Source organism: Methylosoma difficile (genome assembly GCF_054657615.1).
Genome location: NZ_BAAHYJ010000002.1, coordinates 733,758 through 747,527, shown reverse-complemented (window position 1 = coordinate 747,527; position 13,770 = coordinate 733,758). Strand labels below are relative to the sequence as shown.

10 protein-coding genes are annotated in these 13,770 nt (G+C 49.2%); 5 read left to right on the top strand and 5 right to left on the bottom strand.

Features of this window, described 5'->3' with window-relative positions; translation table 11 throughout:
- Positions 1 to 265: 265 nt before the first annotated feature.
- The 5 genes from lnt to ACYQ1O_RS08970 all read right to left on the bottom strand — a co-directional run bounded on the left by lnt (position 266) and on the right by ACYQ1O_RS08970 (position 5,217).
- Complete coding sequence (lnt, locus tag ACYQ1O_RS08990) at positions 266 to 1,822, bottom strand: apolipoprotein N-acyltransferase (RefSeq protein WP_459991328.1); 1,557 nt, start codon at positions 1,820 to 1,822, stop codon at positions 266 to 268.
- A gap of 89 nt (positions 1,823 to 1,911) precedes the next feature.
- Positions 1,912 to 2,691, bottom strand: a complete 780-nt coding sequence (locus tag ACYQ1O_RS08985) for a ParA family protein (RefSeq protein ID WP_459991327.1) — start codon at positions 2,689 to 2,691, stop codon at positions 1,912 to 1,914.
- Positions 2,692 to 2,894: 203 nt separating this feature from the next.
- A complete protein-coding gene (locus ACYQ1O_RS08980; protein WP_459991326.1) occupies positions 2,895 to 3,650 on the bottom strand; it encodes a polymorphic toxin-type HINT domain-containing protein in 756 nt (251 codons plus the stop codon).
- A 164-nt stretch (positions 3,651 to 3,814) separates the two neighbouring features.
- A complete protein-coding gene (locus ACYQ1O_RS08975) occupies positions 3,815 to 4,495 on the bottom strand; it encodes a polymorphic toxin-type HINT domain-containing protein (protein WP_459991325.1) in 681 nt (226 codons plus the stop codon).
- A 230-nt stretch (positions 4,496 to 4,725) separates the two neighbouring features.
- Entirely contained in the window at positions 4,726 to 5,217 is a 492-nt protein-coding gene (locus tag ACYQ1O_RS08970) for a zinc ribbon-containing protein (protein WP_459991324.1), read from the bottom strand.
- Positions 5,218 to 5,301: 84 nt separating this feature from the next.
- Between ACYQ1O_RS08970 and leuS the strand changes: the two genes are divergently transcribed.
- The 5 genes from leuS to ACYQ1O_RS08945 all read left to right on the top strand — a co-directional run bounded on the left by leuS (position 5,302) and on the right by ACYQ1O_RS08945 (position 13,752).
- Entirely contained in the window at positions 5,302 to 7,869 is a 2,568-nt protein-coding gene (leuS, locus tag ACYQ1O_RS08965; RefSeq protein WP_459991323.1) for a leucine--tRNA ligase, read from the top strand.
- 12 nt (positions 7,870 to 7,881) lie between these two features.
- Positions 7,882 to 8,382: an LPS-assembly lipoprotein LptE gene (locus ACYQ1O_RS08960; RefSeq protein WP_459991322.1), complete on the top strand. Its 501-nt coding sequence runs from the start codon at positions 7,882 to 7,884 to the stop codon at positions 8,380 to 8,382.
- A 2-nt stretch (positions 8,383 to 8,384) separates the two neighbouring features.
- On the top strand, positions 8,385 to 9,419 hold the full coding sequence (gene holA, locus ACYQ1O_RS08955) for a DNA polymerase III subunit delta (RefSeq protein ID WP_459991321.1): 1,035 nt from the start codon (positions 8,385 to 8,387) through the stop codon (positions 9,417 to 9,419).
- Between the two features lie 57 nt (positions 9,420 to 9,476).
- On the top strand, positions 9,477 to 13,244 hold the full coding sequence (locus ACYQ1O_RS08950) for a transglycosylase domain-containing protein (protein WP_459991320.1): 3,768 nt from the start codon (positions 9,477 to 9,479) through the stop codon (positions 13,242 to 13,244).
- A 106-nt stretch (positions 13,245 to 13,350) separates the two neighbouring features.
- Positions 13,351 to 13,752, top strand: a complete 402-nt coding sequence (locus ACYQ1O_RS08945) for a hypothetical protein (protein WP_459991319.1) — start codon at positions 13,351 to 13,353, stop codon at positions 13,750 to 13,752.
- The last annotated feature ends 18 nt before the right edge of the window (positions 13,753 to 13,770 follow it).

Sequence of the window (13,770 nt, the reverse complement as noted above, 5' to 3'; positions counted from 1 at the left end):
AAACAGAAACAATTTGTTTGGATTTCCTAATTGAGGGTTTGGCAGTGCTATAAAGGTGGCAGAAAATAAAACGGCATGCCAGGGTCTTAAAAACCACATGGAACACTGACACTCAATTTAAACTTACGATAATAAGAGCAAAAGATGACAGCCGTTACTGATGGACAAAAAGGCAGTCCATTCATCCTCTAGTTGTTATTTAACAATTGCCGCAAATCAGAAGATATCCACAACCCAATCTTCTTCTAATAGTGTTTTTATTGCTTTAGATTTGTTGTCTTCCTTTAAATCCAATCCACAATAAGACACCCAATATTCCCCACAACAACCCTGGCACTAGCCAAAAAGTGCGTTGGTAAAAGGTGCTGGGCGGATTTTTTAAGTAAGGTACTTTCAGTACGCCAGCCCAAGGTTGGTAGATGGGCGATAGTGCCAGCACCTCGCCCGATGCCAGCGAGGCGGTGGAGATGCCGGAGTTGGTGACGCGTAGCACAGGCCGTCTAAATTCCACGCCGCGCGCCAGGGTCATGTACATATGTTGGTAAGGTTCTTGCCAGTCGCCATACCACGCGTCGTTGGTGACGTTGACAATAAATTGCGCGCCCAATTGTGCCAAATCTTTGGAAAATTCTGGGAACAGGCTTTCATAGCAGATTTGTGCGCCGATCTTAAAATCATCCAATTGCAACAATTCGGTCGGGCCTTTGCCGCGTCCAAAATGTCCGGTGGCGGGCAGCCATTGGCGGATTTGCGGAAACGTTTCTTCGCCGGGTATGTATTCGCCAAAAGCCAAAAGGATGGTTTTGCTGTAATGCGGCGGTACGATGCCGCCGTTTTTGTCTAGCACAAATAAAGAGTTGCTGACCAGTCGCGAATCGCTATCGACGCTGTAGGCACCGGTGATGAGCGGCAATTGCCTTGTCTGCAAAAATTTTGCAAGGGCAGTGGGCATGGGGTCGTTTTTAAAGCGTTCGCCCAATAAGGCCGGAAATGCGGTTTCAGGCCACAAGGCAAAGTCGATGTGGGTGTCGGCGTTGGCGATAAGTGCGTCATTGGTGAGCGTCATGTAGCGGCGCAAGATTTCGGCGCGATAGCCTTGTTTGAGTTCGGCGGCGAGTTTTTCGGAATTGCCGACGCTGGCTTGTGCCATCAGCACATTAAGCGAGGCATCGGGGGCGGGCAGCCGGGCTTTTAGGGCGATGCCGCCGAGATTGAGCAAGCCAAAGACCGCGACGACAGCAGCAAAAATAACTTTCCCCGATGTTTGCCGACGGCTTTGCCAAGCCCAATACAAGGGCAGGTTGCACGCCAAGGTCAACGCGCTTAAGCCTTTAAAGCCGATAATTTCCGCGCAATGGTACAGCGGTACGCCCGCGCCATACCACGAGTAGCCAAAATTCCAGTAAAACAGCGTGACCGAATAGGCTTCGCATAAAATCGTGATGATGCACAGCATAGCCAAGGACAAACCCGCAGGCCACCGCCATGTGCGCTGCCCCCAAAACCACAGCAATCCCGCCACTGGTACAAACAAGTGGGCAATCAGCGCATAAACCAACAAACCGACAATGGCGTAAGGCCAATCCAGATGCGCAAATTCGTGCAGCAGATAGGCCATCCAGTTGAAGCCAATCAGCGTAAACACGAAAGCGGTGGTCAGGCCGCCGATCAGCACGTTTTTAAAGGTGCTTTGGCGAGTCCAAAATAGCCAAAGCGGTACAAAGCCAAACAGCGATGCCCAAGGCGGAAACGGAATGTAGCTGGTGCCGATAAAAATGCCGGACAACATCGGTAGCCACAAAAACTTGAGGAGGTTGTTCATGGTGGCCTAAGGCAAAAAACAGGGTAGGGGATTGCAGGCTTGCCAAGCGTTTGGGCGGTTGCCGCTAAACGCTTGGCTGAAAGGAATGTTTATTTATGGATTTCGGCGTATAAGGCGCGGAATTCGTCGCTAAGTTTGTGGTGCGGCATGTAATGCACCAAAGGCTGCGAAACCGAATGTGATTCGCGCACTTTTACCGACGGTGAAATCATCGACATCAACACCGGTAAGCCTTCGGCGATCAGCTCTTCAACCAGTTGCCGTGGCAAGTTGGCTTGTTTTTGGTATTGGTTGACAATAATGCCTTCCACTTCCAAACCTTGGTTATGGTCAGCCCTGACTTCGGCGATGGCGTGCATCAGCGTGTACAAGGCTTCGCGGGCGAAAGTGTCGCAATCGAACGGGATCAGACATTTTTGCGCGGCAATCAATGCGGATTGGCTGTAGAAATTTAAGATTGGCGGTGTGTCGATGTAGATGTCGTCGAAACCTTGCAGTTTTTCCAAGGCTTCCTTGAGCTTGAAGATTTTAAAGCGGGATTCCAAACGGCCTTGCAGCGGTTCCAGTTCAGGATGCGAAGGCAGCACGAACAAATTCGGGAACGGCGTTTCGTGGATGATATTTTCCAATCCGGAGTTGGCATTGTTGCCGCCGAATAAAGACAAGCTTAAGCAGTCTTTAAAGAATAAGGCGATGGTCTTATCGCTTTCAGTCACTTTATGACCCAGCAAATACTGCGTGGAATTGCCCTGCACGTCCAAATCAATTACCAACGTGCGTCTACCCTCAACCGCATTGATGGCTGCCAGATTACACGTAATGGTGGACTTGCCCACCCCGCCTTTTTGGTTAAATATCACTCTACGCATTGTCTTTCCGTAAAAATCAACTGGATAAAGCCAGCATTATATATGAAGGGTGGTTATGTGGGTGTTGAAATATGAACGGCTAGATTATGCAAATACATCCAACTTAGCAAATTATTAAACAGTCCGTAGGGGGTAGGGTACGCATTGCGTACCTTCCAATGCTTGCCGATGGACTGGCCTTAAAAAGGTACGCGATGCGTACCCTACGGCTTGGGGCAGTTGGTGTTATGTACCCATACGCCCATTTGCCCTACGTAATACGTGAGGTTATCTTCCACTTCCAAGTTGTAGACGTTACGCAAAAAATGAATAGGTAGCTGTTCAAAGTTTTCATAGGCAAAAAGCCGTATCGGACGCTCCCTAGAATTCAGAATATAACCGGGCTTTCCAACACTGAAATTCAAGACTACTCCTGCATTTCCTCCTCCAACATCTACTCCGCTGTACATGATCGCAAATTGTTCTTCTAGGTTTTCAACCAATAAGTCCTTTTCTACAATGATTTGCTCCTTAGCACTAGCCACTTTCACCAGAGGCCCACAGCCATAACACTGAACGAATCGTCCGTCGCTTAATTTAAAGTTTGGACACACTCCGCCTATGCTTGTTATCTCATCATATATTTCATCCACTGATAACCATTGATTTACACCCTGCCATTTACTGGTACGAACGACCCAAAATGAGTGTAAGGCGGTGGTTACTAACAATTCTGTTTCCAGAGTGCGCCCTTGCTGATCTAATATCCGGCATTCTAAATACCACACTTCACAATCTGGATATTCAAATGTTTTACTAACCCGTTTATAAGCATGCTCGCCTTCGCCGCTTTCAGGCTTAGACAACACCCAATCCCCCACCCGAATTAGTTCAATGGGTTTCAGACCTTGTTTGGTGTGAACTAAAGTACCTGCCACAAAACCGCCATCGGGCATTTCAACTCTCTGCAATGTTTTCATCTTCTCGTCCGCTTGCAATCATTTGTTTATTCGCCACATGCCATCAAAGCCTTTGTGCGGGCAGCGGCTCTTCGAAAGTATAGATAGCCCGTAGGTTGGGTTGAGGAACGAACCCCAACACATACGGTGTCATCAATCGTTGGGGTTCCTAACGTCACCCCAACCTACGAACTGCAATGGGTGTTGTGTACCCAAACGCCTTTAGTGCCGACGTAATAGGTGTGAAAGTCTTCCACTTCAAAGTTATACACCGTGGTTCTAAAGTAGAATTTCGGGTCTCTTAATTCCTCGGCTGACAAAGCCAGTTGAGGTGGAAGTCCTTTCTTCGGCACTATTGTTTCGCCGGAATTACCATTGGTCAGATCAATAACATCACCATCTGGGGCATCAAGGAAATAAGCTGGCTCAAAGGGTTTATCTTTGTCATTGTGGTTATACAAAGGTCTTATTCTTTGAATAACAGCCAAATTACCGTCAGCCAATTCAATTTCATCATCCCATGTTAAATTCTGCACAGACACCCAGCCTTTATCTTTTACCCAGAACGGATGATTGGGGGTGACAATCAAGCGTGAAATGTCCGAATACTCAATCATGCTGCCTGCGGCTACGGCTTTATCCCAAACTTCTTTTTCGTAATAACTCACCGCCCAAACCGCATCGTCCTCAAAGCGGAAGGTCTGCGTGACCCGTTTATAGGCTTTGTCGCCGCCTTGTTCGGGTTGCGACAACACCCAATCGCCAACCCGAATTAGTTCAATGGGTTTCAGACCCTCTTTGGTGTCAACCAAAGTACCTGCCACAAAACCGTCATCCGGCATTTCAACTGTCTGCAATGTTTTCATCTTTTCATCCGGTTACAATCATTTGTTTATTCGCCACATGCCATCAAAGCCTTTGTGCGGGCAGCGGCTCTTCGAAAGTATAGATAGGCATAGCCATAAAAAAAACGCCATTCTGGGCTTAATCAAAATGGCGTTTTTACTGTTGGTAGGTTGGGGTGAGGAACGAACCCCAACAATGAGTGGGCATCAATCGTTGGGGTTCCTAACGTCACCCCAACCTACAGGGTAAATCATCCACAAACCCGCACAAAAGTCTGACTGCCACAAACGGGGCATTCAGGAATTTCGCTAGGTTCTTTAAAAGCAATTTCTTTACCGCAAGCTTGGCAGACAAACGTACCTGGCAAGGTGATGTCGCCGCTATGGTAAACGTGTTTGATGGCTTGTTGTTGCAGCTTTGCCAATTCGATGCGGGTTTTGTCGGCAATGCTTAAGAAAGCATCTAAGGCGAAATTTTCTAATAGTTCGACATCAAACTTTAGCCATGCGGCTAAGGAGTTGTTGCTTTCTTCTAAAGTTAAATGTTGGGCGGCGTGTTCTATATCGCGTTTGACGAAGCTAGCGACTTTGTCGAGTTCTTCGGCGGTCAATTCGCCCGCTTCTTTGAGTTTGTCTTTACCGATTTCGATGGCATCGGCAAAAGAATGCAGGGTGTCGTCCATGATTTCGTACAGGTGTTCCATGAGATCGGTATAGGCGTTAAGCAGTTTATTTTTATTCATGATCTCGCTCCTTTCAAAATGACACTTTAGATTTAAGCGTCTGTACGTTATTCTAACGCTTTTGATTGCCAAAAGACGATAAGGATGCAAGAAAATTACCAGCCGCTCGCTATTGAGCAAGATGTGCAACAGCTTTGGGAAGATACGGGGGCGTTTAAAGCGTCGGAATCTTCGACTGCCACCAAATATTACTGCCTGTCGATGTTCCCCTACCCCAGTGGCAAGCTGCACATGGGCCATGTCCGCAACTACACAATCGGCGACGTGATTAGCCGATACCAACGTATGCTTGGCAAAAACGTGTTGCAACCCATGGGTTGGGATGCCTTTGGTTTGCCTGCCGAAAACGCCGCCATGCAACACGGCGTGCACCCTGCCGATTGGACTTACAGCAATATCGACTACATGCGCGACCAGCTGAAACGTTTAGGTTTTGGCTACGATTGGGATAGGGAAATCGCTACCTGCGATCCTGAGTATTACCGTTGGGAGCAATGGTTTTTCTTAAAATTGCTGGAAAAAGGCTTGGTTTATAAAAAAACCGCGCCCGTCAACTGGTGTCCTAACGACATGACGGTGTTGGCGAACGAGCAAGTGATAGACGGTTGCTGCTGGCGTTGCGATACCCAAGTGGAACGCAAAGAAATCTCCCAGTGGTTCTTGAAGATTACCGCCTATGCAGATGAATTATTGACATCATTAGATACGCTGGACGGCTGGCCTGAGCAAGTCAAAACCATGCAAGCCAATTGGATAGGCAAAAGTTATGGAGTACGTTTTGCATTCCCTTACGAGCTTGACGGGACAAAAGATTTATTATGGGTATATACAACTCGCGCTGATACCATTATGGGCGTTACTTTTTGTACAGTTGCTGCCGCACATCCATTAGCCATTTATGCCGCCAAAAATAACCACGTCCTTGCTGAATTCTTAAAAGAATGTGAGCAAAGCGGAACCGCTGAAGCTGATATGGCGACAATGGAAAAGAAAGGTATGGATACAGGGATTTTTGTTAATCATCCACTTACTGGCGAACAAATACCCGTATGGGTCGGTAACTATGTCCTAATGAATTACGGCGAAGGTGCAGTAATGGCTGTACCTGCACACGATGAGCGGGATTTTCATTTCGCACAAAAATATGGATTGCCCATAATTCAAGTGTTGCATAGCAAAATTGTAGGAATTGGAGATGATGAAGCGTTACGTTATGGGTATGGCGGCGGCAGTGGCGGTGGAGCGGGCTTTGGAGACGGAACAGGTCATGACATGCCTGACACTCCATTCGATCAGAGTTTTTGGCAACCTTGGTATGCGGCTAAATACGAATGGATGATTTTAATTAACAGTGGGAAATATAACGGTTTAAACCAACAAGCTGCTATTGATGCCATTGCTTCTGATCTTAAAGCTAAAGGACTTGGCGATAAACAGGAAAATTTCCGTCTACGCGATTGGGGCGTATCCCGCCAACGCTATTGGGGCGCGCCGATTCCGGTCATTTATTGTGACGACTGCGGCACTGTGCCTGTACCTGAGCAAGATTTGCCTGTCACCCTGCCGCGTGATGTGGTTTTGGATGGCTCGCAATCGCCGTTGGTGGCACACCCGACTTTTTCGAAAACCACTTGCCCTAGCTGCGGCAAAGCTGCCCGCCGCGAAACCGATACCTTCGATACTTTTATGGAATCGTCTTGGTATTTCGCCAAATTTGCTTGTAAAGATTCCGAGTCCATGCTCGATAGCCGCGCCAGCCATTGGTTGCCTGTCGACTATTACATCGGCGGTATCGAACACGCCATTTTGCATTTGCTGTATGCGCGTTTTTACACCAAATTGTTGCGCGATGAAGGCTTGGTGACTTGCGATGAGCCGTTCAAAAAACTGCTCACCCAAGGCATGGTGCTGAAAGACGGCACGAAGATGTCCAAATCCAAAGGCAACACCGTCGATCCACAAGGCTTGATTGAACAATACGGCGCGGACACCGTGCGCTTGTTCATCATGTTTGCCGCACCACCTGAGCAATCGCTGGAATGGTCGGACAGCGGCGTGGAAGGCGCGTCGCGATTCTTAAAACGTTTGTGGCGGCAAGTGTATTTGCACGTGCAAGCGGGCGGATCAACAACGGCTTTGGACAAAGCGGCGCTGACCGAAGAACAAAAAGCCGTGCGTCGGCAATTGCACCAAACCATCCAAAAAACCAGCCACGACATGGGCGTGCGGACGATTTTCAACACCGCCATCGCCGCCAACATGGAATTGGTCAACACCTTGGGCAAATTTACTGATGATTCGGACAATGCCAAAGCCGTCCGCCAAGAAGTGCTGGAAGCCATTGTGCTGATGTTGTCGCCAATGGTGCCGCACATCTGCCATCAATTGTGGATAGAATTAGGCCATAGTGAAACCTTGGCAAACGTGGCTTGGCCTGTGTTTGATGAATCGGCGTTAGTGCAAGATGAATTGGAATTGGTGGTGCAAGTCAACGGCAAGTTGCGCGGCAAAATCGTGGTTTCCGCGACGGCTAGCACTGAAGAAATCCAAGCCATTGCCTTAAATGACGCACATATCGTGGCGTTTTTGGAAGGCAAGCCCGTTAAGAAAATCATTGTTGTGCCTAAAAAACTGGTCAGTATTGTTGTTTAATCGGAGTTGCCTGTGTTGCCGCAAAAAATAACCCTCTTCGTCGCCGTGCTGATGCTGACTGCATGTGGCTACCATTTACGTGGCGAAGTGGATTTGCCGGAAAATTTAAAAAATGTCTACTTAGATGGCGCATCCGCGCCGCTGCGCGAGCATTTTCGGAAAATCCTGAAAGCGTCTTCGTCGCGCTTGTTGGACAGGCCGGAAAATGCCGGTTTGGTGATCCACATTGTTACCGAAAAATCCGACCAGCGTGCCTTGTCGCTCAGTTCGCGGGGTCGTTCCAACGAGTTGGAATTGTCTTACCGTATCGACTATGAATTGGCAAACGCCGCGGATGGTTTGATGACACCCCGCCAGCCCTTGGAAATAAAACGCCAATACTTTAATAACCAACAAGATATACTGGCTAAATCCAACGAAGAAACGGTGATACGGCAAGAGATGTACCAACAAGCGGTGCAGACCATTGTCAACCGCGCCCGCGCTTGGGCCGAGGCGAAAGTATCTAAATAACCATGCAATTAAAGCCTGAGCAACTCGGCGCGGCACTTAAAAAAGGCTTGCAACCGCTGTACTTCATTAGCGGTGACGAGCCTTTGCAAATGGATGAGTTGACCGATGCCATCCGTTTGGCGGCGCGGCAAGCAGGTTTTACTGAGCGGGAACTATTAACCGTACAAACGGGTTTTGAGTGGAACCGCTTACAATTTTCTGCTGATTCATTCTCGATTTTTGCCGAAAAAAAATTGATCGATTTGCGATTGTCGGGCGGCAGTCCTGGGCTTGATGGCGGTAAAGCGCTCACCGCTTATGCACAGCGCTTGCCCGAAGACACTATTTTGCTGGTCAGTGCCGGTAAGTTGGCTAAAGAATCATTAAAGTCACGTTGGTTTCAGGCGATTGATAAAGTCGGGGTTACTGTTCAAGTTTGGCCTTTGGATGGGCAGGACTTGCTCCGATGGCTAGGGCAGCGTTTGCAACAACGCGGTTTGTCTGTCGATAACGAAGGCATCAAACTGCTGGCGGGTCGTGTTGAAGGCAATTTGCTGGCGGCGGCGCAAGAGGTGGAAAAACTTTATGTGTTATACGGCGCGGGTACATTAAATACGTCACAAATTTTGGCGGCAGTCTCCGACAACAGCCGTTTTGATGTCTTCAAGCTGATGGATAGCGTGTTGGCGGCTCAGGTTTCCCGTATTTTAAAAATTCTGGCCAGTTTGCAAGCCGAAGGGGTTGCCGCACCGGTGGTGCTTTGGGCTTTAACCCGTGAAGCCAGGTTGCTTGGCAACATCAAGCAAGGCTTGGCGGCAGGGCAAAACCGTGATGTATTGTTTAGAAACTATCAGGTCTGGGATAAACGCAAACAGCTGGTTAATGATGCCTTGCAGCGTTTAAGCAGCCAAGATTTGGACAATGTTTTATGGCTATCGGCAAAGGCTGACCGGCAAATTAAAGGGCAAGAAAGCGGTGATGCGTGGGAGAGTTTGCTGCAAATTTGCCTGATGCTGGCGGCGGTGAAAATATTGCCGCAAGCGTATGCTGTCCGCTAAACGGCAGCCGTATTTCAGTTCATCGTTCTTTTAGGACAACTAACCATCCCTTCATAAATGGCAAGAAGACTCAAATCCAAACATTCCTTACAGCGTATGCTGACAATTTACATTGTCGTGGTCGGTTTGTTGGTGTCTGGGATTTTTGTCTATGTCGTACATCAAGAAGTTGAAACCTCCAAATACCAAGCCCGTTATTTGTCGCAGATCAGCAAGCAGCTGAGCTACAAACTGACTTCCGGCAGCAGTTCGTCGGTGCGTTACCCCGAATTCGGGCCTTATGATGAGCGCTTGGGCTATACCTTATTGCCTGATGCCATCAAACGTCTGGAAGATTCCGGTTATGCCATTACCTCGCAAGCCACGTTTTCGCCAAAAATGACAGAGATGGTCGATTACGGCCTGTTTGCCATTTACCACGAAAAAAACCAAGCGGGTTTACGCATCGTCGATCAGGCTGACAAACTGGTGTTCAAAGCCTTGTATCCTGAACACGGCTACCCCAGTTTTGATACGATTCCGCCTGTTGTGTTAAAAACTTTGTTGTTCATTGAAAACCGCGAGCTGTTTGATGAGAAAAAAACCTATGTCAATCCCGCCGTGGAATGGGATAGGTTGGGTTTTGCTTCGTTGCAATTGGTGGCGAACAAACTGGGGGTTGGCGGCAATGTGCCAGGCGGCAGTACTTTGGCGACGCAAATTGAAAAATACCGCCATTCGCCGGATGGCTACACGCGTTCAGTGGTGGACAAATTCCGGCAAATGGGCAGTGCCTCTATCCGCGCTTATTTGCAAGGGCCAGACACCCGCGCCATGCGCCGAGAAATTGCCTTGGCCTATCTGAACTCCATGCCGCTGGCTGCCGCCCCCAAGGTTGGCGAAGTGCATGGCTTGGGCGATGGATTGTCGGCTTGGTTTGGTGCCGATTTTAATGAAGTCAACCGCTTGCTCAGCCCGCAAGCCTTAAGCGCGCGGCAAATTACCGAGCAACAAGGCCAAGCTTATCGGCAGGTGTTGAGCGTGTTGTTGTCGCAACGTCGGCCTTCGTATTTGTTGGGCAAAGGCTATGACAGCTTGCAGAAACTCACCGAAAGCCATTTGCGGATTTTGGCGGAACAAGGCGTCATCCCATTAGGCTTGCGCAACGCCGCACTGAAAGCCAGTTCGGTGCGCCCGCCAAGGGCGGCGGCAGTGCCGTCAAAATTTGCCAACGAGCGCAAAACACAAATGGTGTTGCGTAGCCGCTTAGGCAAGGCATTAGGGGTCAAATCCAATTACGAGTTGGATCGCCTCGATTTAACTGTAAAAACCACAATAGATTACAACACCCAGCAAGCCGTCACTTCGGCTTTGCGGCGCTTGAGCGATCCTGCCAATGCCCGTGCCGCCGGTTTGTTGGGCAAACGTATGTTGGATGACAACAGCAAATTGGATCCCATCGTCTACAGTTTGATGTTGTTCGAACGCAGCCCGACCGGCAATTTGCTACGCGTCCAAACCGATAACTACGACCAGCCTTTGGACATCAACGAAGGCATCCGCATCGATTTGGGTTCAACTGCCAAACTGCGGACCATGGTGCATTATTTGGAATTGCTTGCCGGCATTTATGAGCAATACAAAGGCTATAGCCTTGCTCAGCTGAACCAGATTGATGTGCATCCGCGCGATCACCTCACGTTGTGGATGGTCGAGCAACTCAAAGCCAACCCTAAAGTTTCTTTGGAACATCTGATGATGATGGCTTTGGAGCGGCGTTATTCCGCCAGCCCTGGCGAAGCATTTTTTACCGGTGGCGGTTTACATACCTTCAGCAACTTCACCAAAGATGAAAACGGCAGGATCATGTCGATACGTGAAGCGTTGCGTGATTCGGTCAACTTGGTGTTTATCCGCCTGATGCGCGATGTGGTTTACCATCATTTGTACAAACCGAATGGTGTGGCGCGTTGGCTGGACAGTCCTGACGACCCTAAACGCGAAGAGTATCTGCAGCGTTTTGCCGATAACGAAGGCCGTGAATATTTAAAACGTTTTTACAGCCGTTACCGCAACAAATCGCCGGAAGAGGCGCTGGATTTGCTGACCCAACGGGTGTTGGCGAAAGCGTCACGTCTGACCATGTTGTACCGCGCCGTCTATCCCGATAAAGACGAGAACGCGCTACAGGCTTATCTGAACAATTATTTAAGCAAAGATGCCTTAGTCGAAGAAGATTTGTACAGCTTGTACGATAAATATTCGGTCGATAAGTTTGATCTGCAAGACCAAGGCTATATCACCAAAGTACACCCCTTGGAGTTGTGGTTGGTCAGTTATTGGGTCAAGCATCCCAAAGCCAGTTTTGATGAACTGGTCGAAGCCAGCACCGAACAACGCCAACAAGTGTATCGTTGGCTGTTGAAAAGCAATAAGAAAAATGCCCAGCAGCGGCGCATTTTAACGTTGTTGGAAACAGAAGCTTTCCGCGACATCCATCACGCTTGGGAGCGTGTCGGTTATCCGTTTGGTGGTTTGACCTCTTCTTATGCAACGTCTATCGGTGCATCCGGCGACCGGCCGGCGGCCTTGGCGGAATTGGTCGGCATCCTCCGTAATGATGGGCTACGGATGCCTGCTGTCCGCTTTGAATACTTGCATTTTGCCAAAGGCACGCCTTACGAAACGGTGATGAGCAAATTGCCTGAACAAGGCGAGCGCATTTTTGCACCGGAAGTGGCACGTGCTGCGCGGAGTGCGATGGCGGGCGTGGTGCAAGGGGGTACAGCTTCGCGCTTGAGCGGTGTGTATGTCGATGCCAACGGCAAGGCGATGGAAGTAGGTGGCAAAACCGGAACCGGCGACCACCGCAAAGAAGTCTGGGGGCCGGGCGGGCGCTTGATTGAATCGAAATTTATCAGCCGTGCTGCCGTGTTTACCTTCTTCTTGGGTGAGCAATATTTTGGTGTGATTACCGCTTACGTGACCGGTGACGATGCTGGGCTTTACCATTTCACCAGTTCTTTGCCGGTGCAAATCTTAAAATCGCTTAAACCAACGTTGACGCCATTGCTCAATAAAACCAGCACAGAGCCGGTGGGTGAACCCAAACCTCTGCCCGCATCAGGTTTGCAAACGGTTAGCAGCGGCCTACCGATACCGGTGGTCGTTAAAGCAGCTGGCACGCAGCCGCTTGCCAAGCTTTTGCCGAGTGTGCCGGTAGCTAAAGTTACCAAACCGATTGCAAAACCTGTGGTTAAACCATTATTGGCAAATAGCGCAATAAAAGAAACGAAGGCGCTGCCGGTGCCGGTGCGTGTTCCGGCTGCGCCAAAACCTAAATTGGACACCAAGCCAGTTGGGGTTATAAAGCCAGAGCTTAAAACTCCCGTTCAAAACGCCGTTAAAACAGTTAAGCCGCAGACCATGACGACTAAACCAACGGCTGTTGTTCCCCCAAATGCTAATAAACCTTCAGCCGTTGCCAATCCAAACGCAACGCCCAAGCCTGTTGCTGTGCCAAACTTGACGGAGACCGTCAAACCTGTGCCGCCTGCTAAGCCGATTACACCGCTTGCGCCTGTCGCTAAGCCTGCCAAACCTGCGGTCAATACGGTGCCAAAAACACCCACAACACAGAACAAACCTATTACTCCCGCCTCTTCACCAACGGCTCCAACCGCAGCAGCAAAGCCTAAGCCCGTTGCCAAACCTGTATCCAGCGCTACAACACCGCCTCCGGTTGCTAAACCGAAAAGCGACGACAAACAAAACAGCGCAACCCGTTATTTCAAATATCCTACGCCGGCAACGCCAGTACCGGCACCGGCACCCGCTGTGCAATAATGTTGCATTCGCTGGTCGTCACCGTATATTGGTATAACGACCAGAAAAGCGATGCCAGCAATGAAGCATGGCACTATAAAAATAACGAGCTATCGAGGATTCGCACATGAACAAAGACACTTTAGAAGAATATCTCGCTGAATCCCTCGCGCAATTGGAAATGGCGCGGGATCACGCGGCTGGCTGTGAATCGGAAGAAGCGTTTAACCGTCTAAACGACATTTGCGAAAATGTCTCTGATTTGCTTGATAACATCGAAGATAACCAACTTGCCATCACCAGTAAACCCCGCTATACCAGCCAGCAAGCCCAGCTTTTATACAATGCCTTACAAGCACACAGTGCCGCCAGTTTACAACCCGGCATTAGCAGCCAAACGCGTATTGCCTTAGACGAGGCTTTAGCCTGTTTACGCATGGAGTTGTTGGCGTTTGCCGCCCAACGCCATGCCGCCGTTGATGACAGCCATAGTGAATATATTTTTGATGATTCGGTAGACGGGCAGTAATGGTTACAGCCGTGATCG

Bases quoted from the DNA above. Each gene is read 5' to 3' on its own strand.
- lnt (WP_459991328.1), bottom strand. From the start codon at position 1,822: ATGAACAACCTCCTCAAGTTTTTGTGGCTACCGATGTTGTCCGGCATT.
- ACYQ1O_RS08985 (WP_459991327.1), bottom strand. From the start codon at position 2,691: ATGCGTAGAGTGATATTTAACCAAAAAGGCGGGGTGGGCAAGTCCACC.
- ACYQ1O_RS08980 (WP_459991326.1), bottom strand. From the start codon at position 3,650: ATGAAAACATTGCAGAGAGTTGAAATGCCCGATGGCGGTTTTGTGGCA.
- ACYQ1O_RS08975 (WP_459991325.1), bottom strand. From the start codon at position 4,495: ATGAAAACATTGCAGACAGTTGAAATGCCGGATGACGGTTTTGTGGCA.
- ACYQ1O_RS08970 (WP_459991324.1), bottom strand. From the start codon at position 5,217: ATGAATAAAAATAAACTGCTTAACGCCTATACCGATCTCATGGAACAC.
- leuS (WP_459991323.1), top strand. From the start codon at position 5,302: ATGCAAGAAAATTACCAGCCGCTCGCTATTGAGCAAGATGTGCAACAG.
- holA (WP_459991321.1), top strand. From the start codon at position 8,385: ATGCAATTAAAGCCTGAGCAACTCGGCGCGGCACTTAAAAAAGGCTTG.
- ACYQ1O_RS08950 (WP_459991320.1), top strand. From the start codon at position 9,477: ATGGCAAGAAGACTCAAATCCAAACATTCCTTACAGCGTATGCTGACA.
- ACYQ1O_RS08945 (WP_459991319.1), top strand. From the start codon at position 13,351: ATGAACAAAGACACTTTAGAAGAATATCTCGCTGAATCCCTCGCGCAA.